Origin of the sequence: Pseudomonas abietaniphila, from assembly GCF_039697315.1 — a bacterium.
GTDB classification, from domain to species: Bacteria; Pseudomonadota; Gammaproteobacteria; order Pseudomonadales; family Pseudomonadaceae; genus Aquipseudomonas; species Aquipseudomonas abietaniphila_B.
The window spans coordinates 3,696,418-3,720,715 of record NZ_CP155619.1 but is presented as its reverse complement, the minus strand read 5'-3'; the positions used below and the strand labels follow the sequence as shown (position 1 = coordinate 3,720,715).

Annotated in this window: 21 protein-coding genes and 1 riboswitch; of the genes, 7 read left to right on the top strand and 14 right to left on the bottom strand. The window is 60.6% G+C overall.

The genetic code is table 11. The annotated features are described in order from the left end of the window. Positions 1-75 precede the first annotated feature (75 nt). Positions 76-1,605, top strand: a complete 1,530-nt coding sequence (locus ABDX87_RS16460) for a histidine kinase (protein WP_346828842.1) — start codon at positions 76-78, stop codon at positions 1,603-1,605. Positions 1,606-1,706: 101 nt separating this feature from the next. Here the strand turns inward: ABDX87_RS16460 and ABDX87_RS16455 are convergent, their stop codons facing one another. From ABDX87_RS16455 to ABDX87_RS16410, 10 genes are all read right to left on the bottom strand, one after another. Then, positions 1,707-2,414: a PqiC family protein gene (locus ABDX87_RS16455; RefSeq protein ID WP_346833541.1), complete on the bottom strand. Its 708-nt coding sequence runs from the start codon at positions 2,412-2,414 to the stop codon at positions 1,707-1,709. A 181-nt stretch (positions 2,415-2,595) separates the two neighbouring features. Then, complete coding sequence (gene parC, locus ABDX87_RS16450) at positions 2,596-4,854, bottom strand: DNA topoisomerase IV subunit A (RefSeq protein ID WP_346828841.1); 2,259 nt, start codon at positions 4,852-4,854, stop codon at positions 2,596-2,598. Between the two features lie 10 nt (positions 4,855-4,864). Continuing rightward, a complete protein-coding gene (locus tag ABDX87_RS16445) occupies positions 4,865-5,347 on the bottom strand; it encodes a retropepsin-like aspartic protease family protein (RefSeq protein ID WP_346833540.1) in 483 nt (160 codons plus the stop codon). Between the two features lie 35 nt (positions 5,348-5,382). Further along, positions 5,383-6,363: an esterase-like activity of phytase family protein gene (locus tag ABDX87_RS16440; protein ID WP_431061156.1), complete on the bottom strand. Its 981-nt coding sequence runs from the start codon at positions 6,361-6,363 to the stop codon at positions 5,383-5,385. Continuing rightward, complete coding sequence (gene parE / locus ABDX87_RS16435; protein WP_346828839.1) at positions 6,360-8,264, bottom strand: DNA topoisomerase IV subunit B; 1,905 nt, start codon at positions 8,262-8,264, stop codon at positions 6,360-6,362. The genes ABDX87_RS16440 and parE overlap by 4 nt, the downstream gene beginning before the upstream one ends. 89 nt (positions 8,265-8,353) lie before the next feature. Beyond that, positions 8,354-8,974 carry a YqiA/YcfP family alpha/beta fold hydrolase gene (locus ABDX87_RS16430; RefSeq protein WP_431061155.1) on the bottom strand — a complete coding sequence of 207 codons (621 nt, stop codon included), beginning with the start codon at positions 8,972-8,974 and terminating at the stop codon, positions 8,354-8,356. Positions 8,975-9,085: 111 nt separating this feature from the next. Beyond that, positions 9,086-9,895, bottom strand: a complete 810-nt coding sequence (cpdA, locus tag ABDX87_RS16425; protein WP_346828838.1) for a 3',5'-cyclic-AMP phosphodiesterase — start codon at positions 9,893-9,895, stop codon at positions 9,086-9,088. An 80-nt stretch (positions 9,896-9,975) separates the two neighbouring features. Then, positions 9,976-10,362, bottom strand: a complete 387-nt coding sequence (locus ABDX87_RS16420) for a hypothetical protein (RefSeq protein ID WP_346828837.1) — start codon at positions 10,360-10,362, stop codon at positions 9,976-9,978. Positions 10,363-10,909: 547 nt separating this feature from the next. Further along, positions 10,910-11,362: a DUF1249 domain-containing protein gene (locus ABDX87_RS16415; protein ID WP_074751781.1), complete on the bottom strand. Its 453-nt coding sequence runs from the start codon at positions 11,360-11,362 to the stop codon at positions 10,910-10,912. Further along, on the bottom strand, positions 11,353-11,970 hold the full coding sequence (locus ABDX87_RS16410; RefSeq protein WP_346828836.1) for an NUDIX domain-containing protein: 618 nt from the start codon (positions 11,968-11,970) through the stop codon (positions 11,353-11,355). The genes ABDX87_RS16415 and ABDX87_RS16410 overlap by 10 nt, the downstream gene beginning before the upstream one ends. A gap of 220 nt (positions 11,971-12,190) precedes the next feature. Here ABDX87_RS16410 and ABDX87_RS16405 point away from each other — a divergent pair, with 220 nt between their 5' ends. Further along, entirely contained in the window at positions 12,191-12,937 is a 747-nt protein-coding gene (locus tag ABDX87_RS16405; RefSeq protein WP_346828835.1) for an RsiV family protein, read from the top strand. On the opposite strand, the gene cytX is transcribed toward ABDX87_RS16405, so the two are convergent. Continuing rightward, positions 12,906-14,195 (bottom strand): putative hydroxymethylpyrimidine transporter CytX, encoded by a 1,290-nt coding sequence (gene cytX / locus ABDX87_RS16400; RefSeq protein WP_346828834.1) that lies wholly within the window; start codon positions 14,193-14,195, stop codon positions 12,906-12,908. The genes ABDX87_RS16405 and cytX overlap by 32 nt on opposite strands. Positions 14,196-14,724: 529 nt before the next feature. After that, the gene (thiC, locus tag ABDX87_RS16395) at positions 14,725-16,611 is read right to left on the bottom strand and encodes a phosphomethylpyrimidine synthase ThiC (RefSeq protein ID WP_346828833.1); all 1,887 of its coding nucleotides are present in this window, start codon (positions 16,609-16,611) and stop codon (positions 14,725-14,727) included. Between the two features lie 170 nt (positions 16,612-16,781). Continuing rightward, positions 16,782-16,886: riboswitch (TPP riboswitch) on the bottom strand. Positions 16,887-17,052: 166 nt separating this feature from the next. Between thiC and ABDX87_RS16390 the strand changes: the two genes are divergently transcribed. After that, positions 17,053-18,492, top strand: a complete 1,440-nt coding sequence (locus tag ABDX87_RS16390) for a TolC family outer membrane protein (protein ID WP_346828832.1) — start codon at positions 17,053-17,055, stop codon at positions 18,490-18,492. A gap of 146 nt (positions 18,493-18,638) precedes the next feature. On the opposite strand, the gene waaA is transcribed toward ABDX87_RS16390, so the two are convergent. Beyond that, on the bottom strand, positions 18,639-19,916 hold the full coding sequence (gene waaA / locus ABDX87_RS16385; RefSeq protein WP_346828831.1) for a lipid IV(A) 3-deoxy-D-manno-octulosonic acid transferase: 1,278 nt from the start codon (positions 19,914-19,916) through the stop codon (positions 18,639-18,641). Between the two features lie 14 nt (positions 19,917-19,930). Further along, complete coding sequence (locus ABDX87_RS16380) at positions 19,931-20,815, bottom strand: LysR family transcriptional regulator (protein WP_346828830.1); 885 nt, start codon at positions 20,813-20,815, stop codon at positions 19,931-19,933. A 94-nt stretch (positions 20,816-20,909) separates the two neighbouring features. Between ABDX87_RS16380 and ABDX87_RS16375 the strand changes: the two genes are divergently transcribed. The 4 genes from ABDX87_RS16375 to ABDX87_RS16360 all read left to right on the top strand — a co-directional run bounded on the left by ABDX87_RS16375 (position 20,910) and on the right by ABDX87_RS16360 (position 24,297). Next, positions 20,910-21,242: a DMT family transporter gene (locus tag ABDX87_RS16375; protein WP_346833538.1), complete on the top strand. Its 333-nt coding sequence runs from the start codon at positions 20,910-20,912 to the stop codon at positions 21,240-21,242. A 65-nt stretch (positions 21,243-21,307) separates the two neighbouring features. Beyond that, positions 21,308-22,483, top strand: a complete 1,176-nt coding sequence (locus ABDX87_RS16370) for an NAD(P)/FAD-dependent oxidoreductase (protein WP_346828829.1) — start codon at positions 21,308-21,310, stop codon at positions 22,481-22,483. Further along, positions 22,480-23,289 (top strand): aldo/keto reductase, encoded by an 810-nt coding sequence (locus tag ABDX87_RS16365; protein WP_346828828.1) that lies wholly within the window; start codon positions 22,480-22,482, stop codon positions 23,287-23,289. The genes ABDX87_RS16370 and ABDX87_RS16365 overlap by 4 nt, the downstream gene beginning before the upstream one ends. 36 nt (positions 23,290-23,325) lie before the next feature. Then, positions 23,326-24,297, top strand: coding sequence for a metal ABC transporter ATPase (locus ABDX87_RS16360; RefSeq protein ID WP_346828827.1), 972 nt, complete (start codon positions 23,326-23,328; stop codon positions 24,295-24,297). The last annotated feature ends 1 nt before the right edge of the window (position 24,298 follow it).

Below are 24,298 nucleotides of genomic sequence, written 5' to 3'. Positions count from 1 at the left end.
GCACAGTGAGCGCTTTGCCGCTACTGGGTCGCTCGCTATACTGCGCCCCAACTTCTTCCAAGAGAGCCGTGCTCAGTGAACCGGCCCACGCCAGTAAAAACCGATAACTTCTTCTTGCTGATCTTCCGGGCATTGCGTCACCGACGTGTTCCGATTGCTTTGCGTATCGCCAGCCACAACGTGATCCTCGTCGCGCTGGCGCTGGTGATCTACGCCTGCGTGATGGGCTTGCAGTTCAAGCAAGCCATGCACGAACAGGCGGACGCGCTGGGACAGGCCCTGACTACGCAAACCGCGACCTCCGCCACGGAGCTGCTGGTGTCCAACGACATCCTCAGCCTCAACGTGTTGCTGGGCAACCTGGTGAAGAATCCGCTGGTCGCTCACGCCGCCATTTACAGCGTCGACAACCGTATTCTCGCGGAAGCCGGTCAGCGCCCGAAAAACGGGCTTCTGGGTGAGGCCGAAGGTCTTTACGAGATCAAGGTCACCTTCCAGGACGTCGTCGCCGGCACGCTTCGCATCAGCCTGGACATGAGCCAGTTCCAGCAGCCGTTGACCATCAGCCTTCAAAGCATGGGGATTCTCGCCGGGATTCTGCTCGCGCTTGCACTGGCCTTGAGCCTGCGCCTGGGGCGGCATATTTCGACGCCCATGCTGCAACTGCGCATGTGGCTGCGTTACATCGACCCGTACACCCCGGCGACCGACCGTCAGGACGAGATCGGCGACCTGGCGCGCCAGCTCAAGGCGTCCTACGCGCCGCCTGAGCCGGAACCCGCCCCGGTTCCGGAGCCTGAGCCCGTCGACGAAGACGACGACGCTTCGCCCGAGTTCGACGCCAGCGACCTGAACGACCCGGAATTCGACGACGCGCCCAAGCCGCGCGCCACGGCGATCCCTGCCCGCCGGATCATGGCCGAGGAAGATGAGGAGGACGAAGAAGACCCGTTCGCCGACCTTCGTGACAACTCGCCCGCCGCCCAGAAGCCTGCTCCACGCCCTGTGCTGCCTGTCGTGCCGTCCCAGCCGCAATACAGCGCGGTGCTGGCCGTCCAGCTGGGCTCGCAAGAACAGCTTCGTCGCCTGCCCCGCGCCCGGCTGACCGAGCTGCTGGAGCGATACCGCGACTGCATCGATCAGGCTGCATCGCTCTACGACAGCGAACTGCACACGCTGAACGACGGCAGCTCCCTGATGGTTTTCAGCACCCAGGACAGCGGCGACGATTACCTGACCAACGCGATTTGCTGCGGTGAGCTGTTGCGCGCCCTCAGCCACGCGCTGCAGATTGAGGTCGCGGACAGTGGCATCACGCTGCAATTGCAGCTGGGTCTGACACTGGGTGAAGGTCTGCACGGCATGAACCAGATCGACCTGCTGCTGACCGAAACCGCACAGGATGCGCTGGCCTTGTCTCAACACAGCCGCAACCTGCTGCTGGTCGAGCGCAAGATCAGTGAAGACCACACCATCCGTCAGCGCGCCCGCATCCGCCCGATCGCAAGCCCCGAAGGCGCCAGCTGTGTGGAGCGACTCATGGAGCCGTACCCATCGATGCTGGAACGCCAGCTCGCGCGCATGCACGAGGCGCGTAAGGCCTGATACCTCGGCAGCCACCTCCTTTGGGGGAGCTGCCATATCAGGACGGATCGACACCCACAAAAAAGCCCGCATCGCTGCGGGCTTTTTTGTTTGCGCTTGAGTTAGAAGCGGAACACTTCCAGATCGGTGCGGATCGGAGAGGCCATCGGAATCTTCGGCTTGTCCTGATCGGTGCGGGTCTTGGCAGGCTGAGCGGCTTTCTTAGGCTCTTCAGCAACCCATGGCTGACTCGCAACCGGTTTGACCGCCGCGCTCAGTTGCTCGGCCAGACGTTGCAACAACACGCCCTGCGCCTTGACCTGTGCGGCCGAGGTGCCGGCATGCGGCTCTTCCAGGTGAATCAGCTTGCTGTCACGGACAGTGCCGCGACGGTCCAACAGGCGCCATTGCGCGTCGAGGACCGCTGGCTGATTCTCACCAGAATCCAGACGCGTGATCGACAATACGACTTGAACGTCCGGCGTGAAGTTGGCCGCTGCTGGCGCCATGACCACGCGCTGGCTGTCGAGCTTCCACGCCAATTGGCGCAGGAGCAGTTGATCGATATCAGCAGACAGACTGCCCGCCCAACGACCGTCTGTCGACGCGGTCAGGCTGCCATCAGCTTGACGCTGCAGTAATGTTTCACGTTGCAGATAGTCAGCAACGGAGACCGGGCCCAGCAAAACCGCAACCCCGGCACTTTGCTTAGGTTGCCCAGGATTGCCACTGTCCAGTTGGTAAAGCGATGTAGGTTGATGAACGCTGCACCCGGCCAAACCCAGAACGCCGGTCAACAACAGAACAAATGGAACGCGTAGAAAATTCATCATTCCGTCCAAGTGGACGCCGCACGGCGCGCCACACTGTCAAATACTCAAGAAAACATGAAGGCACACAGCCACGCCCGCACCTCAAGACGACATATCATCCGTGAATATGCGCGATGACTCCAGCGATTCTGCGTCGATCTTCGTGACGAAACGAAGATCGAGCACTGAAATCTCTTGTTTACGTAGTGCTTTCCACTAACAACGCGTCAACGCGCTGGAAGCCCCGCGGTAGCTTATTGCCACGTCGCCCACGCTCGCCTTTGTAGTGTTCGAGGTCGTCCGGCTTCAGAGACAGCGTTCGCTTGCCCGCTTGCAGCACCAGGGTCGCGCCCTCGGGAATGACGGCCAGGTCCGTCACGTATTCCTCACGACTCGCGACGCGCTCGCCAGGAATACCGATGATTTTGTTGCCCTTGCCTTTGCCCAGTTGCGGCAGGTCGCTGATTTTGAACACCAGCAGACGACCTTCCGTCGTGACAGCGGCCAACCAGTTCTGCTCACGATCAGGAACCGGCCGCGGCAGGATGACTTTGGCGCCGTTCGGAAGGCTCAACAGCGCCTTGCCCGCCTTGTTCTTGGCCTGCAAGTCTTCGCCTTTGACCACAAAGCCGTAGCCCGCATCGGAGGCGATGACGTACAGCGCCTCGTCATCCGGCAACAACACGCACTCGAAGGTTGCGGCAGGAGGCGGTGTCAGGCGACCGGTCAATGGATCGCCCTGCCCTCGTGCCGACGGCAGCGTGTGGGCGGCCAGCGAGTAGCTGCGCCCGGTGGAGTCGATGAACACGGCAAACTGGTTGGAACGTCCTGCCGCCGCCGCTTTGAAGCCATCCCCCGCTTTGTACGAAAGCCCGGTTGCGTCGATGTCGTGGCCCTTGGCGCAACGCACCCAGCCTTTTTCCGACAGCACGACGGTCACAGGTTCAGTCGGCATGAGTTCGTTTTCGGACAGCGCCTTGGCTTCAGCACGCTCGACAATCGGCGAGCGGCGGTCATCGCCATAGGTTTGGGCGTCGGCGATCAGCTCGGTACGGACCAGCTTGCGCAGCTTGGTCTCGCTGCCCAGCAGGGCCAGCAGCTTGGCTTGTTCCTTGAGCAGCTCATCCTGCTCACTGCGCAGCTTCATCTCTTCCAGACGCGCCAATTGACGCAGACGGGTGTCAAGGATGTAGTCCGCCTGGATTTCCGACAGTTCAAAGCGCGCGATCAGCTCTGCTTTCGGGTGCTCGGCGGTGCGGATGATGTGGATCACTTCGTCCAGGTTCAGGTACGCGGTGAGCAAACCGTCCAACAGGTGCAGGCGGCGTTCGACCTTGTCCAGACGGAACTGCAGACGACGGCGCACGGTGGTGATCCGGAACTGCAACCACTCGGAGAGCAGCGCTTTCAGGTTCTTCAGCTGCGGCTTGCCGTCCAGACCGATGATATTGATGTTCACGCGGTAGCTGGATTCAAGCTCCGTGGTCGCGAACAGGTGCTGCATCAGCTCTTCAGGATCGACGCGGTTGGAACGCGGAATGATCACGATCCGGCACGGATGCTCGTGGTCGGATTCGTCACGCAGGTCGGCGACCATCGGCAGCTTTTTGGCCTGCATCTGCGCGGCGATCTGTTCCAGCACCTTGGCGCCGGACACCTGATGTGGCAACGCAGTGACCACGATGTCGCCATCTTCAACGCGATACACGGCGCGCATGCGCACCGAGCCACGGCCGGTTTCGTAGATTTTCAACAGGTCGGCGCGCGGCGTGATGATTTCGGCTTCGGTCGGATAATCCGGGCCTTGAATGTGCTCGCACAGCTGCTCGATGGTGGCTTTTGGCTCGTCCAGCAGGCGCACACAGGCCGAAGCGACTTCGCGCAGGTTGTGCGGCGGAACGTCGGTCGCCATGCCCACGGCGATGCCGGTGGTGCCGTTGAGCAGGATATTCGGCAAACGCGCCGGCAAAACGGCAGGTTCATCGAGCGTGCCGTCGAAGTTCGGCACCCAGTCTGCCGTGCCTTGGCCCAGCTCGGTGAGCAGCACTTCGGAGTAGCGCGACAGACGGGCTTCGGTGTAACGCATGGCCGCAAAGGATTTGGGATCATCCGGCGCACCCCAGTTGCCCTGGCCGTCCACCAGCGTGTAGCGATAGCTGAAGGACTGCGCCATCAGCACCATGGCTTCGTAGCAGGCCGAATCGCCGTGCGGGTGAAACTTACCGAGCACATCACCGACGGTACGCGCCGATTTCTTGTGTTTGGCGTCGGCGTCCAGGCCCAACTCGCTCATGGCGTAGATAATGCGCCGCTGTACGGGCTTCAGACCGTCGCCGATATGCGGCAGGGCCCGGTCCATGATCACGTACATGGAGTAGTTGAGATAGGCCTGTTCGGTGAAGTCAGCCAGTGACCGGCGTTCTACGCCGTCCAGGCTGAGGTCAAGGGAGTCGCTCATGCGGGCCTCATCATTTTGTCGTCTGACGCAGCAGCAATGTGCCGCCGCGCTGTGTGAATTCGAGTTGTTTGACGGCACTCATACCCAGCAGCACCTCTTCTCCGTCCAGACCGGGCACCACCAGGGCGCGCACGTTATTCAGGACGATATCGCCGATCTGCACTCGCTCCAGCGTGGTCCGGAAGGCTTCGGTACGACCATTGGCCGTGCTGACCTCGACCCTGGCGCCTCGTTCGAGCCGCAGTGTGTCCGCAACCGCCTCCGGGATCGCAACGTTGGTCGCGCCGGTATCGAGCATGAACTGCACGGGACGCGCATTGATCTGCCCCGTCATGACGAAATGCCCTTGGCGATTGCTCGCCAGTTGCACTTCGACGTAACCGTCACCGTGTTCAGAGCTGACGTTGGTGTTCGGGTTCTCCTGACGTTGCTCCCACTCACCAAAAAACCGCGTCGCCAGAAACAGCGCCGCGGCCCAGGCAATGATCAACATCAGGCGCCCGGCGCGCTTGCCGGGAGGCGCCTGAGTCAAGGTTTCGCACTCCAGCCACCTTCAGGCGCGGCAAAGCGCCAGACGATGGGGCGTTTTTCACCATCGGCGCGGACACCGAAGTTGTTGTCGGTTCCGACCCAGGCGCCCTTGTCGTCCACGATCAGCGCTTCGGTCAGGCCGTATTTCTGATCGTAAAGCCGGTTGGGTTGCAGCGCTTCCTTTGCAAACGACCAGCAGGTCTCCAATTGACCCGTTTCCAGGGTGCGCCGACAGATGCGATACGCCGCGCGCTCAAGGGTGAACAGCTTGCCTTTGTACAGCGAGATGTCGGAAAAGTCCTTGGCCACTGACTTTCCACCCAACTGCGGAGGCAAGACGTCGTTGCCGGACTCCACGCGCAGAATACAGCTGGCATCACAGGTCCAACCGTCTTTGCCCAGATGCGCGGTCAACAGCCCGCGTTTCTCGCGCTCGGCGGCCAGCCATAACCTGTCGCCAGCCGGACTCACGGCAATGCCTTCGAATATGGCGTTGAAATGCTGCAGCATGCCGGCGGACTGCGCCTCCTGAACCACCTTTTTCGGCAGCTCCAGCCAGATCGGCGCGCCATTGACCGGGACCTTCAGCACCGTCGCGTAGGCCTCGCTCACCAGATAGCGATTGCCTGCCGCGTCACAGCTCACGCCTTCGAAATCCAGATCGCCACCGCGAACCAGGGCTGACGCCTTGGCCATGGCGCGCAGCGTCGGTGACAAGCCGCTGTCAGGAATCGGCGGAATCTCAAGGACCTGCGCCCGGGCTTTCCAGACGGTCGCTGAGGTATCGAGGCTGTACAGCAACGTGTCATCGCGATCCGATACCGTCCATAGCACACCGTTACACGACGCCAGACCGGACAGGTTTCCGCCGATCATGTCGTCGACCGGGTGCTCGGAAAGCAGTTTGAGCTCCGGCAGCGGTGCAGCGAAGACGGGAGTGGCGACCAGCAACAACGCGGCCCATCCGCCTCGCATCAAACCAGCACCTCGGCGAGGTTGCCTTTGGACTCAAGCCAGGTCTTGCGGTCGCCCGCACGTTTTTTAGCCAGCAGCATGTCCATCATCTCCGACGTCGCTTCGAAATCATCCAGCGTCAGCTGGACCAGTCGACGGGTGTTCGGGTCCATGGTGGTTTCACGCAACTGCGGCGGGTTCATTTCACCCAGGCCTTTGAATCGCGTGACCTGTGGCTTGCCGCGCTTCTTCTCAGCGACCAGGCGATCAAGAATGCCGTCCCGCTCGGCCTCGTCGAGGGCGTAATAGATGTCTTTGCCCAGGTCGATGCGATACAGCGGCGGCATCGCGACGTAAACGTGACCAGCATCGACCAGAGGACGGAAATGCTGGACGAACAAGGCGCACAACAGCGTCGCGATGTGCAGGCCGTCGGAGTCGGCGTCCGCGAGGATGCAGATCTTGCCGTAACGCAGCTGGCTCATGTCCGCTGCGCCCGGATCGACACCGATCGCGACCGCAATGTTGTGCACTTCCTGACTGGCGAGCACTTCGCCGCCATCGACTTCCCAGGTGTTCAGAATTTTCCCGCGCAGCGGCAGGATGGCCTGGAATTCTTTGTCCCGTGCCTGTTTGGCGGAACCGCCTGCGGAATCACCCTCAACCAGAAACAGCTCGGCGCGCATCGGGTCCTGCCCCGCGCAATCCGCCAGTTTGCCCGGCAGTGCAGGACCCTGGGTGATGCGCTTGCGTTCGACCTTCTTGCTCGCCTTGAGACGACGACCGGCGTTGTTGATCGCCAGTTCGGCCAGCTGCATGCCCATTTCCGGGTGCCCGTTGAGCCACAGGCTGAAGGCGTCCTTGACCACACCGGACACGAACGCCGCCGCTTCGCGGGACGACAGTCGCTCTTTGGTCTGGCCAGAGAACTGCGGCTCCTGCATCTTCATCGACAGCACGAACGCGATGCGCTCCCAGACGTCCTCCGGCGCCAGCTTGACGCCACGCGGCAGCAGGTTGCGGAACTCGCAGAATTCGCGCATTGCATCGAGCAGGCCCTGACGCAAGCCGTTGACGTGCGTACCGCCCTGCGCTGTCGGGATCAGGTTGACGTAGCTTTCCTGAACGCTGTCGCCGCCTTCCGGCAGCCATAGCAATGCCCAGTCGACCGCTTCCTTGTTGCCCGCGAATGCGCCACAGAAGGGCTCGTCCGGCAGGCGAAGGAAGTCGGTGACCGAATCCTGCAGATACGAGCGCAGGCCGTCTTCGTAATGCCACTCGACTTTCTCGCCGGTGCTTTTGTCTTCGAAGCTGACCAGCAACCCCGGGCACAGGACCGCCTTGGCTTTCAGGACGTGCTTGAGGCGGCTGACGGAAAACTTCGGACTGTCGAAGTACTTCGGATCCGGCGCGAAATACACGCTGGTGCCGGTGTTGCGTTTGCCCACGGTGCCGATGACCGCCAGTTCACTAGCTTTGAAGCCGTCGGCAAAGGTCATTTCGTATTCATTGCCGTCACGCTTGACCCGCACCCGCACCTGGGTCGAGAGCGCGTTGACCACGGAGATCCCCACACCGTGCAGACCGCCGGAGAACTGGTAGTTCTTGTTGGAGAACTTACCGCCCGCGTGGAGTTTGGTGAGGATCAGTTCGACGCCCGACACACCTTCTTCCGGGTGAATGTCCACCGGCATGCCGCGACCGTCATCGGCCACTTCCAGGGAGTTGTCGGCGTGGAGGATTACCTGAACCGATTTGGCGTGGCCAGCCAGGGCTTCGTCGACGCTGTTGTCGATGACTTCCTGAGCGAGGTGGTTCGGCCGCGTGGTGTCGGTGTACATGCCCGGCCGCTTGCGGACCGGGTCGAGGCCCGAGAGGACTTCGATGGCGTCTGCGTTATAAGAGCTAGCGCTGGGATTGGCCATGGGGTCTCGTCATCAAGTCGTTCATGAAATTTCGGAGTGACACTGTTCTACATGTTTGTTTCAGCAAAAGCTCGATCCGGGCGCGTTATTCACAGCGCCGACACGTCGATCGCCTGCAAAAGCGCCGGGGCGAAACCGGCAAAGCTCAGCAAAGCAGGCAGTTTTGAGGCAAACCCCTGAAAGCCGTGATCACCGCCACCTTCTATGCGCAGGGCGCAGGCCCGATAAAACGCTTGGGCGCGCCGATAATCCAGCGTCTCGTCACCGGTCTGCAACCACACCTGAATGCGCTGCGGATCTTGGGGCGCGGGCACCTCAAGCTCGGCCAGCGCGTCGACGTGATCGTGCGTCAGCTCCCAGCGTTCGCCGGTGTACAGGTTTTGTTGGGTGCCCAGAAAACCGTCGAACAGCTGATGCGGGTTGACTGCAGGGTTCATCAGCACAGCCTTCAGGCCATGGTGCTCAGCCAGGTGAGTCGCATAGTAGCCGCCGAGCGAGCTGCCGACCAGCAGTGGCCGACCGCCCAGTTCGTCGATGGCGCTCTCCAGCTGAACCATTGCCTGACGCGGATGATGGTGCAGTTCCGGCACCCGCAACTGCTCGCTCAACCCCAGGGTTTTCATCAGCTCAGCCAGCTGTGTGGCTTTTTTTGACATCGCCGAGCTGTTCAAGCCATGTATATAAAGAAGCGTCGAGTGATCCTGGTTCACGCGGTTATCTCCAGAAGCGGCGCATCAACACGCAAAGCCACGCAGTTTACAGGGACAACCGAGGGAAAACTCGCTTGTTGATCATTCGCTGGGGGTTCGAAACATTTCCCGTCAGTAACCGGCACCGCTGAGGTCGACCGGAAACAGGCTGGCGTCGATCCGCGAGACGCCCGTTTCGATCCGGCCGTCATCATGCAGCCGCAACCAGCGATAGCCCGGCGCCCGTTCGTCGAGCTTGAAATCCTCGCTGTTGGGCGCGAACTGAATGCAGGTGGACGGCGATGCCATCAACCTCAGGCCGTCACGCTGCTGATCGTATTCCTGATGCACATGGCCCCAGAGCAGCGCTCTGGTTTGTGGAAAACGTTCCAGCACCGCGAACAGCGCCTCGGGATTACGCAGCCCGATTGGCTCCATCCACGCCGCGCCAATCGGCACCGGATGATGGTGCAGGCAGATCAGATGATGACGTTGCGGGGCCTCACTCAATGCCTGAGCGAGCAGTTGCAGTTGTTTGTCTTCCAGATAACCCGGCACCGAGCCCGAAACGGCAGAGTCCAGCATCGTGATACGCCAGTTTCCGACGTCCACGACGGGCTCAAGAAAGTCACTCTGCTGAGCGGCGATCGCCATTTCCCGAAGTTCGTCATGGTTGCCAGGCAGCCAGCGTTTGGGCGCGGACAGGCGCTCACTCGATTCGCGAAACGCCTGATAAGACTCGACGGAGCCGTCCTGGGACAAATCGCCCGTGGCGAGCACCAGGTCGATATCCGGCTGCTCGGCCAGCACCCGATCGACGACTGCGTTGAGGCTGGCCCGTGTGGCCATGCCCAACAGCTCGCCGTCCGCTTCAGCAAACAGGTGACTGTCCGACAGTTGCACCACCAGGACGGAGGACGAATTCAGAGGTGTGCTCGGCAATGGCCATCTCCTTGAGCGGGTATGGCCGGATTATGGTGGCTGGAGCGTCGACGGGCAAATGCCGAAATGAGTGCCAGCTCTCAGTTATCGTGGTCGGCAGATCGTGCACGCCAATAATCGCTTAACCGCTGGAACATTTTATCGACGTAGTAGCCACCAAGGGGAAAGCCAATTGCTGCAATTAGAAAAAGCCAAGGCAAGACTTTTTCATAGCTGGTATCAGGAAAAAAGAACATAAGGGGTGTCGGCCCCATCAACCCGGCCGACATCCCGCCTATCCCTCCCAATGACCAGCCCCATGAGACATAACGTGATATTGATGCGCCCAATAGAAAGCCCGTGAGGAATACAGATCCGGTAGCGAGCGCCGAAGCAGGCTCACCAGGAGGAACAAAGAAAATCTCGAAGAAAAAATTGATGACCGCTCCTATGACGATGCCATAGACAATTAACTTTATTACTTTCATTCCCACCTCGCAGGACAATTGGTAAAGATGGAGTCATCTGCACCACCCGCAAGGAAAACGTCCTCTACATAACTCACGCAATTACTGGGAATAGCGAGCCAATACCAAATATTTGCACTAAGCGATTCAATCTTTCTTTGAGCACCCTCTGGATTGGGAATATAAACCCTACGCCTAAACAGTTCTGTCTTCCCTCCCTCTTTCACATATCTTTGGTAGCCCGACTCAGTGAGGTGAAAGGGCCGATTCCAACCATGAACGTGAAAATAGTGATAGCCAGCCTTTAGCAAAGCATGGCCACAAAAATTAATCCCATCCCCACTCACAACTACCAACCAAGTGTCACTCCAATTGAACGGAATCGCATGACAAGAATAAAGATGAGTTCCGAGATAAGCCATGAGCACGACCTCATAGAAAAGATCGTGCAAACCTAGCTTTCGGAAGGCTAAAAAATAAAGCCAAAAATCATAAAAACAGAACTTTCAGAAACGGCCTACAAGGCCAAAAGACTCAAGAACCAGGCTAATGGAAAAACCCTACAACTTCAGCGCACCGACTCGAACTCATGCCCACACGCCAGGCAGTGACTCAACCACTCCCCCAGGAACAGATTGAGCTGGGCCTTTTCATCCGGCTGATGCATGTCGGCATTGGGATACGGGTAGATACCGCGGAAACGCCGTGCGTGTTCGGCGCCGATGACTTCCGCCATGCGCGCGTCGTGGTAAACCTGTACTTCCAGCACGGGCACCGGCAGCCATGGCAGGCTGTGCTCCTGGCGCACCTGCAGCGTGGTGGTGTAGGGACAGTCGAGAATCACCTCGACCGCCAGCACGCCCAGCATTTGATCGCCTTGGGTGACGGCCACCCGGCGGGAACGTTGTTCATTGCGCATGTCAGGTAACAAACGCATCAAGCGCGCGTAGTTCGCCTCACAGGCTGCTTGCAGCCCGGCAAGGTCGACACGGTAGCGCTCGCGCAGAAGATTCACGACCACAGCCCCCTGATTTCGGCGCGGTTAAGCGCCAGCCACTGTATTGCGATGATAGCTGCCGCGTTGACGATGCGTCCGTCTTTCACGGCTTGCATCGCGTCATCGAATGACCAGACCGACACACGGATGTCTTCAGCCTCTTCCTCCAGACCGTGCAGCCCTCCCGCCCCCTCGCTTTCACATTTACCCAGGTACAAGTGAACGAATTCGTTACTGCCACCGGGCGACGGAAAGTATTTGGTGATCGGCCACAACGCGCTGAAAACAAGCCCAGCTTCCTCCTCTCCTTCGCGGTGAGCAACCTCTTCAGGCTCCTCTTTTTTATCGATCAGGCCAGCGACCATTTCGATCAGCCACGGGTTGGGATGCTTGCCGATCACGCCGACACGGAACTGCTCGATCAACACCACTTCGTCTCGCTTGGCGTCGTAGGGCAGAACGCAGACAGCGTCATGACGCACGAACAGCTCGCGCTTGATTTCCGGGCTCATGCCGCCGTCGAACAGCTCATGGCGCAGGTGCAGACGGTCCAGCTGATAGAACCCCTTGAAGCAGGTTTCGCGCTGGGTGATCTCGTGCTTCGTCGGCGTCGATTTAGTCGTGTCAGTCATACATTTCTCACTGCAGAGCACTTGAGTCTTCGCGCCATCCTAACGTGCCAACACGCTGGATGCAGCCCCTCGTTCGGGCAAAACAGGCAGTCAGGGTAGACGAGGGCAAGCGAAAGGCACTCTAATCCGTCCAGTGGCGAACTGATTGCGCCACCTACAGTCGAAGCTGGTTGCCGTTACTGCTCAGTGATGGCCCTTTATGCCAACGCCAAGGATCAACATGTCGTTTCTGAAGATCATTTCGCTGGCCTGCCTGGCCCTGATACTGGGCGCCTGCCAGAGCCTTTTCCAGCCCAATTATCGCAGTCCGCTGACCGTTCAGCGCGACGCATCCGAATTGGTCAAACCCGGCTGCAGTACGGACGACTGCCCGCTGGTGAACATCGACACCGTTCACTTCCCGGACGAGCCGAAACTGGACGCCATCACCCAGCGGACCCTGCTGCAGCTGACGCGCAGCGACACCGACGGCCCGGTACCACCGACGCTCAAGGACTATCAGGAACAATTCCTGAGCCGCGCTCAAGGCCGCAACAGCAGCTATTTGCAGGCCAAAGTACGTGAGCAGCATGACGGTATCGTGGTGGTCGAGCTGTCGAGCTACCTGGACACCGGCGGTGCTCAGGGCAATCCCGGTCGCGCGTTCATCAACTACTCCCGTCAACAGCAACGCGTGTTGACGCTGAGCGACATGCTGGTGCCGGGCCAGGAAGCGGCGTTCTGGGACAAAGCCCAACTGGCGCACCAGGCCTGGCAGATCAGCACCAAGGTGGACAAGGATGCCGAGTTCCAGAAGATGTGGCCATTCAAGCGAACTTCCAACGTCGCCCTGACGTACGGTGCCGTGATCCTGAAATACCCGGTCACCACCATCGCCCCATACGCCATGGGCCACATCGAGCTGAAGATTCCGTACCCTCAGCTCAATGGCATCATCAAGCCGGAACTGTTCCCTGGCCGGGGCTGATCGCTTTGCTCAACACCAGTTGCAACACGCCGGCCACGATGAGGGCCGGCAGTGTTGCTCCGACGTTCGGGTACAGATTCGCCAGCAGATGATAGGTGGCGATACCACCCACCCAGGCCAACAAGGTCATCCAGCGTAACCCCACTGTCGCGGCGCCATGGCTGCGACGACGCAGGATGAAGTGATCCACCAGCACCACGCCGAACAGCGGCGCGAACACCGAGCCGATTAGCAGCAGGAAATTCTGGTACTGCGCCAATGGCGCGAAGCAGGCGATCAACGTGCAGAGAACGCCGATGGCCAACGCCAGATGCTCGACCTTGGCTTTCAACAGGATCCCGCTTGAAACTGCTGCGGAGTGAATGTCGGCAAACGCGTTTTCCGATTCGTCGAGCAGGATCAACAGCAACGGAATGCCCATGCCCGCGCCGGCCAGCGCCAGGAGTAACGCATTGGCTTCACCGCTTGGCGCGAACGCCAGGGTGTAGGCGACGCCCAGTGTCATCAGCCAGAAGTTACCCAGGAAAAAGCCCAGCACGGTGCCGCCGAACACGCCGGTCGCGCGCTTGCCGAACCGGGAATAGTCGGCAATCAGCGGCAACCAGGAGAGCGGCATGGCAATGGCGATGTCGAAACCGACGGCGAACGGCAGCGAACCGTCTCCGGCGCGTGCCCACAATGCCGACAGGTCAGCTTTGGCGAAGAGATTCCAGGTCAGCCAGACGCACGCGGCGAGCAGCAACCAGATGCCCCACTTTCGCAGGATCTGCCGCACGAAGGTGAGCGGTCCGCTGACGGCGAGCAGCGTGGCGAGCGCGCCAAAGATCAGCGTCCAGAGCAGCGGGTTGGCCCACAGGCTGGATTCTGAAAAAGCACCTGCGCCGAGCAGACTGGCCGCATCGCGCATGACGATGATTTCGAACGAGCCCCAGCCCACCAGTTGCAGCAGGTTGAGAATCGCAGGCAGCGCCGCGCCTTTGCTCCCCAGGCTGAGCTTGAGTGCGGCCATGGATGAGAGGCCGGTGTCGCTGCCGATCACGCCGACCGCCGCGAGCAGCAGAACGCCCACCAGCGTGCCGAGGAAGATCGCCAGCATCGAGCCGGACATGCCCAGCCCCGGCGCCAGCAACGCGCCGGTCTGCAGGACCATCAGGCCGATGCCGAGGGAGAACCACAGGGAAAACAGGTCGCGCCCGCCAAAGACCCGCTTGGCGGCGGGGACGGGGATATCGGGTGAGTAAGTGCCGGGTGTGTTCACAGGGTGTGATCTCAGAAGAGCATTGTTAGTTATTGACGGAAAATCCGCCTGATGATCAACGAACCTGTGGGAGCGAATTCATTCGCGAGGGGCGGGGACATCCGACAGATATTCATCGGATGTACCACCGCATCGCGAATGAATTCGCTCCCACAGTGGTTCGGCCGTATTTGATCGTTCCCACGCTCCGCGTGGGATCGCATACCCGGACGCTCCGCGTCCACTGTGACGCGGAGCGTCACCTAAGGCATTACCACGCGGAGCGTGGGAACGATCATCAAGTTCTTGCAGCGCGATTACCGGCGTCTTCGCGGGCAAGCTCGCTCCCACATGGGCGTGTTCTGTTGCCCGGCTTCGAGGCGCACACAACACCTGTGGGAGCGAGCTTGCTCGCGAATCAAGCGACGCGGTTTGATCGTTCCCACGCTCCGCGTGGGAACGCATACCCGGACGCTCCGCGTCCACTGTGACGCGGAGCGTTACCGAAGGCATTACCACGCAGAGCGTGGGAACGATCAATCGTCAGGCCTTAAACCTTCTTGTAAAGCTGACTGCCTTCCTGCCTGAACCGCTCGGCCTGCTCGCGCATGCCTTCGGCCACCGACAGATCCACCGCCTCGATCTTCTGGTTGGCCGCGTATTCGCGGACTTCCTGGGTGATCTTCATGGAGCAGAATTTCGGCCCGCACATCGAGCAAAAATGCGCGACCTTGGCCGAGTCCTTTGGCAGGGTTTCGTCGTGATAGGCACGTGCGGTGTCAGGGTCCAGACCGAGGTTGAACTGGTCTTCCCAACGGAATTCGAAGCGTGCCTTGCTCAAGGCGTTATCGCGAATCTGCGCGCCCGGATGCCCTTTCGCCAGGTCCGCGGCGTGGGCCGCGATCTTGTAGGTGATGATCCCGGTCTTCACGTCCTCCTTGTTCGGCAGACCCAAGTGTTCCTTCGGCGTCACGTAGCACAGCATCGCGCAACCGAACCAGCCGATCATGGCCGCGCCGATGCCCGAGGTGATGTGGTCGTAACCCGGTGCAATGTCGGTAGTCAGCGGCCCGAGGGTGTAGAACGGTGCCTCGTCACAGCACTCCAGCTGCTTGTCCATGTTCTCTTTGATCAACTGCATCGGTACGTGGCCCGGGCCTTCGATCATGCATTGCACGTCGTGCTTCCAGGCGATCTTGGTCAGTTCGCCAAGGGTCTCCAGCTCGCCGAATTGCGCTTCATCGTTGGCATCGGCAATCGAACCCGGGCGCAGCCCGTCGCCCAGCGAGAAGCTGACGTCGTAGGCCTTCATGATTTCGCAAATCTCGTCGAAGTGCGTGTAGAGGAAGTTTTCCTTGTGGTGCGCCAGGCACCATTTGGCCATGATCGAACCGCCCCGGCTGACGATCCCGGTGACGCGCTTGGCAGTCAGCGGCACGTAGCGCAGCAGAACGCCAGCGTGGATGGTGAAGTAGTCGACACCCTGCTCCGCCTGCTCGATCAGCGTGTCGCGGAACAGCTCCCAAGTCAGGTCCTCGGCCACACCGCCGACCTTTTCCAGCGCTTGATAAATCGGCACCGTGCCGATCGGCACCGGCGAGTTGCGGATGATCCACTCGCGAGTTTCGTGAATGTGTTTGCCGGTGGACAGGTCCATCACGGTGTCGGAACCCCAACGGATGCCCCACGTCAGTTTGGCCACTTCCTCTTCGATGGACGAACCCAGCGCACTGTTGCCGATGTTGCCGTTGATCTTCACCAGGAAGTTACGGCCGATGATCATTGGCTCAAGCTCGACGTGGTTGATGTTGGCCGGAATGATCGCGCGACCACGGGCGATTTCCTCGCGCACGAACTCAGGGGTGATCTCTTTCGGAATGCTCGCGCCGAAGCTGTGACCGGCGTGCTGCTGCTTCAACAGGCCGGCGGCGCGGGCCTCTTGCAGCTTCATGTTTTCGCGGATGGCGACGTATTCCATCTCGGCGGTGATGATGCCCTGACGCGCATAGTGCATCTGGCTGACGTTGGCACCGGCCTTGGCGCGGCGCGGATTGCGCACATGAGCAAAGCGCAACTTGGTCAGCTCGGCATCGGCCAGGCGCTGCTGGCCGAAATCGGAACTCAAACCATCAAGACGCTCGGTGTCGCCACGGTCGTTGATCCACGCCGAGCGCACCTCGCCCAAGCCCTTGCGTACATCAATGACGACATTGGGGTCGGTGTATGGGCCCGAGGTGTCGTAGACGCAAACTGGCGCGTTGATCTCGCCGCCGAAGTCTGTGGGTGTCACATCAAGGCTGATTTCACGCATCGGCACGCGGATGTCCGGGCGCGAACCTTGAACATAGATCTTTTGCGAGCGGGTGAACGGCTGAACCGACCCCGAATCGACCTGGGCGGACTCACTCAGATTGGCGTTTTTTAGTGTTGTGCTCATCACGGGCTCTCCAGACATCATATTGCGGCGCAATGGATTGTCGGAGCTTGAGCCTGATTCGAACGGACGGAGGCACCCTGAGACGACATGGATGCTGAGAATCGAATAACGAGGACTGTTCAGAAAATGAACAATGACGACCCCGGACGACACTCAAGAGGACTCGCCGGGAGACGAGAAATCTTGTTCCCTACGCAGGCGCTAACCTGATCAGGTTCAACGGGATCCGGATTATCCGATCTCAGCCTCATAGCAAGGCACCCCGACAAGAACGGCGTCAGTCTAGTCGCGCGGCAGGGCAAACGCCAAGCGGGGAATTCAAACGCGCGTTAAATGGCCGATTTACCCGATTGTTGTCGCGATCTCTCGGAACTACACTCGCTACGCGACGCCAAAGCCGTCTGGATCAGATTTGGCGACAACTACTACTAGGGAATGTGTATGCTGCGCAAACTTTCACTGGCCATTGCCGTATCCTGTGCTTCGAGTGCAATGGCCGGGGCAGCCGACATGCCGCTGCCGACCAAAACCGGTCTGGTCAGCGTCTATCAGGAAGCGGTGAACAACAACGCCGATCTGGCCGCTGCCCGCGCCAGCTACGACGCCCAGAAAGAAATCGTGCCTCAGGCCCGCGCCGGGTTGCTGCCGAATATTTCCGGCGGCGCCGATGTGAACAACACCCGCACCAAGATCGACGAGCCGTCTGCGGTCATCAACCGCAGTGGCACCGTGTATCGCGCGACGTTGAGCCAGCCGATCTTCCGCGCCGACCGCTGGTTCCAGCTCAAGGCCGCCAAGGATGTCAACGAACAGGCCATGCTGCAGCTCTCGGCCACGGAACAAAATCTGATTTTGCAGAGCGCCGAGGATTATTTTTCGGTCCTGCGTGCTCAGGACAACCTGGCCTCGACCAAAGCCGAAGAAGCGGCGTTTAAACGCCAGCTGGATCAGGCCAACGAGCGTTTCGACGTCGGCCTCTCGGACAAGACCGACGTGCTTCAGGCGCAGGCCAGCTATGACACTGCGCGCGCCGCACGGATTGTCGCCAAGCGTCAGGTGGACGACGCCTTTCAGGCTTTGGTAACCCTGACCAACCGCGAGTACAACGCCATTGAAGGCATCGTGCACACGCTGCCCGTGCTTGCGCCCTCGCCCAATGACGCCAAGTCGTGGGTCGACACGGCCGCTCAACAAAACCTGAATCTGCTGGCCAGCAATTACGCTGTCAGCGCGGCCGAAGAAACCCTGCGTCAGCGCAAGGCCGGGCATGCGCCGACGGTCGATGCGGTCGCCCAATACGAAAAAGGCGACAACGACCCATTGGGTTTCACCAACCCGAACTACACCGGGCAGAACTTCCACGGCAGCGTCGAACAACGCACCATCGGCCTGCAGGTCAACATCCCGATCTACAGTGGCGGCCTGACCAGTTCACAAGTACGCGAAGCCTATGCACGCCTCGGCCAGACCGAGCAACAGCGCGAAGGGCTGCGTCGTCAGGTGGTGGAAAACACGCGAAACCTGCATCGCGCGGTGAACACCGATGTCGAGCAGGTCCAGGCGCGCAAACAGTCGATCATCTCCAACCAGAGCGCGCTGGAAGCCACGGAAATCGGTTATCAGGTGGGGACTCGCAACATCGTCGACGTGCTCGACGCGCAGCGCCAGCTGTATGCGTCGGTGCGCGATTACAACAACACCCGCTATGACTACATCCTCGACAACCTGCGCTTGAAGCAAGCCGCCGGGACGTTGAGTCCAGGGGATTTGCAGGACCTTTCGCGTTACCTCAAGCCCGACTACAACCCGGACAAAGACTTCCTGCCGCCGGACCTGGCGAAGGAAGCGGCGAAGAATTTCGAGCGGCCGACTGAGCGGTAAAACGATATTGCTGGAACACACGCAGCGCCCAGTGGGAGCGAATTCATTCGCGAGGGGCCGTACAGGCGATAGATCTCTATTGGCTGTACAACCGCATCGCGAATGAATCCGCTCCCACGGGCTATTCCTACATTCGGACGACCGGGTCAGGCTTCAATCAACCGCCCGATTCCGTCCAACAACTTCTGCAACGCGCCCTGATTGGCCTTCATGACGGCCAATCCGGCGTCGGCCATGGTCTTCGCTTGTTCTGGCTGCTCGATCAGGCGCTGCACCGTGGCCGCCAACCCTGCCGCATCACTGACCTCTTCCAACGCGCCAGCATTGCGCAGCATCGCGGCGATTTCGAGGAAGTTGAACAGGTGCGGGCCGCTCAGCACAGGCTTATCCAGCGCGGCAGGCTCCAGCAGGTTGTGGCCACCATTGGGCACCAGGCTGCCGCCGACGAACGCGATGTCGGCCAACGCATAGAGAAACAGCAGCTCACCCATGGTGTCGCCCACCAGCACGGAGGTTTCGCTGACCACGGCTTCCGCCTTCGAACGGCGAACGCTGTTGAAGCCTTGTTGCTGGCTCAATTCGAACACGCTGTTGAAGCGCTCGGGATGACGCGGCACGAGGATCAGCAGCGCGTCCGAATGACTTTCCAACAGCTTGCGATGGGCCGCGAGAATCACTTCATCCTCTCCGGCATGGGTGCTGGCCGCGATCCAGACCGGACGTTGCGCGGTCTGCCACGCTTCACGCTGCTGCGCTGCACGCGCCAGCAATTGCGGGTCGATGGTCAGGTCGAATTTGATCGAGCCTGTCACAGTCACGCACTCTGGGCGCGCGCCCAGATCACGGAAACGCTGTGCTTCGGTTTCGGTCTGCACCGCGATCAGGCTCATTTCCGCCAGCATCGGCCGGGTCAGCCCGGCGAAGCGTCCATAACCTCGCGCGGAACGCTCTGACAGTCGCGCGTTGGCGAGAACTGTCGCAATCCCACGTTTCGCACACTGATGAATGTGATTCGGCCACAGTTCCGTTTCCATGATGACGCCGATTTTGGGCTGGATGTGATCGAGAAAACGTCCCGCCGCCCACGGAAAGTCATACGGCAGATAGCAGTGCTGAACGCGCGGCTCGCTGGCAAACATCGACTGGATGCGCTCCGAACCAGTGGGCGTCATGCAGGTGATGGTGATCGGCAGCTGTGGATAACGCGCCAGCAAGGCCCGAATCATCGGCGCGGCCGCGATGCTCTCCCCCACCGAGACCGCGTGGACCCAGATGCCGCCACGCTGCATCGGTGGCAGCCCACGGGCGAAACGCTCGCCGATACGTTGTGCGTAAGCAGGCGCCTTGCGGGCACGAAGCCACAGACGCAGCGCAATGAGGGGCAGGCCAAGGTGAAACAGGACGGTATAGAGGGTTCTATTCATGGGCGCGGAGTTTATCAGCCAATGGCCTTCAGATGATGAGTGAAACACTCTGCCAGCCAACGTGCGGCCGGCCCCAACGGTTCGTCACGGCGCCAGACCATTTCGACCACCAGCGCGGGCGGCGTCCACTCGCTGCTCAACTCGATCATCTGATTCTGGTAGGCCGGGTATTGCACCACGTGACGGGGCAGCCAGGCCCAGCCCAGACCTCGCATCAGCAACTCGGCCATGACGTAAAAGCTGTCGGCTCGCCACACCTGCGGGCTCAACTGTTCGCCGCCGGGATAACCACTTTGCTGCGGCGCGATAAGCAATTGCCGATGCCGCGCCAATTGTTGACGGTTGATCAGCGGTTCGCTGGCCAGCGGGTGATCGACCGCACACACCGTGACCATCTCCACGCTGCCCAGCACCCGCCGTTCGAGCGCTTCGGGCATTTGTTCGTGATGAAAAAGCAGACCGAGGTCGGCGCGCCGCTCCAACAGCTTGCGCGCGACATCCCCCTGAGCGCCGCTGGCCAGTTGCACTTCGACGCTGGGGAAACGCTCGTCCAGAGCCTCCAGACTGTCGAGCACAGGCTGGTAAGGCATGGCCTCGTCGTGTGCGAGCCGCAGCCGCGCTTCCTGCCCGCGCATCAACGCCAGCGCACGGCCGTCGAGGCGTTCGCATTGGCGCAACAACTCCCGCGCTTCTTCCAGCAACGCACCGCCCGCCTCAGTCAGGCGCGGCTGACGCCCGCTGCTGCGATCGAACAGGCTCACCCCAAGGTCGGTTTCCAGCAGGGCAATCGCACTGCTCACTGCCGATTGCGCGCGCCTGGAATCCCGCGCCACCGCGGAAAACGAGCGCTGTTCGGCGACGCTCACAAACAGCCGGATCTGTTCGAGGTTCCATTGCATGACCACGCAACCTATCTACCAGAGAGATGGGTAATGACTTTACCCCATCTCGGCAACCTCTAGAATCTGCCGTCATTGAAGAGGAGTGCTCATGATGTCTGCCTACTACCTGCTCGCCATCGCCATCTGCGCTGAAGTCATCGCCACCGTTTCCATGAAAGCCGTTAAAGGCCTCAGCACGCCGCTGCCTTTGCTGCTGGTGATCGTCGGTTACGCCGTGGCGTTCTGGATGCTGACGCTGGTGGTGCGCAGCATCCCGGTGGGCGTGGCCTACGCGGTCTGGGCGGGCATGGGCATCGTCATGGTGAGCATCGCCGCGCTGCTCATCTACGGCCAGAAACTCGACCTGCCCGCCATCGCCGGCATGGGCCTGATCGTGGCGGGGGTTGTGGTCATTCAGTTGTTCTCAAAAACAGCGGGGCATTAAAGGGGGGTCATTGAAAAGCGGCTTCCCCTATAATGGCGCGATTCGTTTCGCCATTTGAGGTGCTCATGCCATCCGCGATTTCCACTGACGTTCTGATTGTCGGCGCAGGCGTTGCCGGTCTCTGGCTCAATGCCCGCCTGCGTCGCCAGGGTTTCTCGACAGTCGTGGTGGAACGCGCCAGCCTCGGCGGCGGGCAGACGGTCAAATCCCAGGGGATCATTCACGGCGGCGCCAAATATGCGTTGCACGGGGCATTGTCGGGTGCCTCCGAAGCCATCGCTGACATGCCGCGCCGCTGGCGTGAAGCCTTGTCCGGCAAGGGTGAGTTGAACCTGTCGGGTGTACGCCTGCTTTCCGAAGCCCACTATCTCTGGTCGCCGGGCACCATCGCCGGCAACCTCACCAGCTTCTTCGCCAGCAAGGCCGTGCGTGGCCGTGTCGATCAGGTCAAAGGCACTGACTTGCCTCCCGCCCTTCAGGATCCGCGCTTCAAGGGCAAGGTCTATCGCCTCGCAGAGCTGGTGATCGACGTCCCGAGCCTGATCGAACGACTCGCAGAACTGGCCGGAGACAGCTTGCTGGCCGGCGAAAAAATCGAACCGCTGCTGCACGAAGGTGAACTGGTCGGCCTGCGCGTCGATGGTCGTGACATCCATGCCCAGCGTGTGGTGTTGAGCGCAGGCGAAGGCACCGCCGACCTGCTCAAGGCGCTGAACGTCAGCCATCCCGCGATGCAGCGGCGTCCGCTGCACATGGTCATGGTCAAAGGCCCGATGCTCAAGCCGTTGTACGCGCACTGCCTGGGCGGAGGTCCAAAGCCGCGGATCACGGTGACCACGCACCCGGCGGCCAATGGCGAGTGGGTCTGGTACCTGGGTGGCGATATTTCCGAAGCGGAAGGTGTCGCCCGCGAACCTGCCGAACAAATCGCGGCGGCCAGGAAAGAACTCTCTCATCTGCTGCCTTGGGTCGACCTCAGTCAGGCGCAGTTCGCCACGTTGCGCGTGGACCGTGCCGAGCCTCAACAAACCGGCCTGGTGCGCCCGGACAATGCGTTTCTTGATGCTCAGGGTCGGCTGATGGTGGGCTGGCCGACCAAGCTGGCACTGGCGCCCGACTTTGCCGATCGTGTACTGGCCTCGCTGTCGCGGGATGACATTCACCCGATCCCGCAACCGCCCTACAAGGATCTGCCCAAACCGCCACTCGCCAAACCTGTCTGGGATGTCTTGCTGCCATGAAAACCCTGCACGATCTGCACCGACCGTTGGGCAGCCTGGGCATCACTGTTTCCCCCCTCGGGCTGGGGACGGTCAAGCTAGGCCGCGACCAGGGCGTCAAATACCCCAGCGGCTTCACGATCCCGGACGACCATGAAGCGCAGATGCTGCTCAAGCAGGCACGGGATCTGGGCATCAACCTGATCGACACCGCGCCCGCCTACGGTCGCAGCGAAGAGCGCCTGGGCCCGCTGTTGCGCGGCCAGCGTCAGGACTGGGTCATCGTCAGCAAGGTCGGCGAGGAGTTCGAAGCAGGACAGTCGCGCCACGACTTCAGCGCGGCTCACACGCGGTTCTCGGTGGAGCGCAGTCTCAAACGTCTGGAGACCGACTTCATCGATCTGGTGCTGGTGCATTCCGACGGCAACGACCTGCATGTCCTGAACGAATGTGATGTGTACCAAACGCTGGCCGACCTCAAACGCGAAGGCAAAATTCGTGGCTTCGGCTTTTCAGGTAAAACCGTCGAGGGCGGTCTGCTGGCGTTGCAGGAAGGCGATTGCGCGATGGTCACCTACAACCTCAATGAACACGCCGAAAAACCGGTCCTCGACTACGCTGCTGCACACCACAAAGGGATTTTGATCAAAAAAGCGTTGGCCAGCGGGCACGTTTGCCTGAGTCCCGGTGTCGATCCAGTGCAGGCCAGTTTCGAGCTGCTGTTTGAGCATCCTGGCGTCACCGGTGCTATCGTCGGGACCATCAATCCACTGCATCTGGCCCATAACGTGGCAACTGCCGCTGAAGTGATTCGCCGTCGAGCCTGATCCGGGCGGCCGACCCCAACGCAAGAAGGAGCCGATATGCCGAGAACCCTGATTCGGAAAAACCCCAACAACTTCAAAACCCTGCCGTTATTCGTCGAAGCCACTCCCGAGAGTCTGAGCTACCAGAGCGTCGGGATGCCGCTGAACTTCTCCCAGACCCTGCTGCGTCGTCGCAAGATCGAGGTGGAGAACAGCGAGCGTTTTTCCACAGAACTGGCCAACCTCGGCGTGTCGGTACGGCTGACCCTCAACTGGCAGAATCGCGATTACTGGGTGCTGGTGCGTCAGCGTCGCCAAGACCGTGGCGACGTCGTGCTGAAACTGATTTCCGGGTACGTACCGGCACATGAACTGAACCTGCCGTTGCACACGGCCATCCAGGAAGTCGCCGAGGAATGCCTGATCGAAACACCACAAGGCTGGCTCGGCGGGCGTTTCAACGACACATGGCTGCCTGCGCCGTATGCCGCTGCGCTTCATTATCGCGAAGCCATGCCCTTTCGTTTGAGCCCGCTGTCGGGTGCCGCGCGGCCTGTACGGTGCGGCAGCATGACGTTGATCGAGCGCCCGCACGCCTACGTTCATTTGCCCACCGCGTCGTTGCAGCTGATCTACGACATGCGCCTGGAAGTCCCGAAAGAAGCCCGCCCGCTGAGCCTGTTTCATGTGGACGAAGCGCTGGAGAACGACCAACTGGTGGCGCGGCTCAACCGCAGCAAACCGGATCTGTACTTGATGCCGCTGGAAAACGGCTCGCCGCTGCCGGAGCTTTACACGCTCAAGAATGACAAGCTGTCACCTGCTGGCACGCGCGGGCTGTATCTGGCTGAAAGCTTTGCAGCTCAGGACGGATGGGTGGTGAGGGACGAACGCATTCGCTGGAAGGACTGGCTGTTACAACAGGGAATGACACCGCCGAAGCCAAAGAAGACCGGCATCAAGCGTCGATTGAAAGTGGGTGCCAAGCAACTGCTGCGCATTGCACGCCAGAAGCTGCATAAGACTTGAT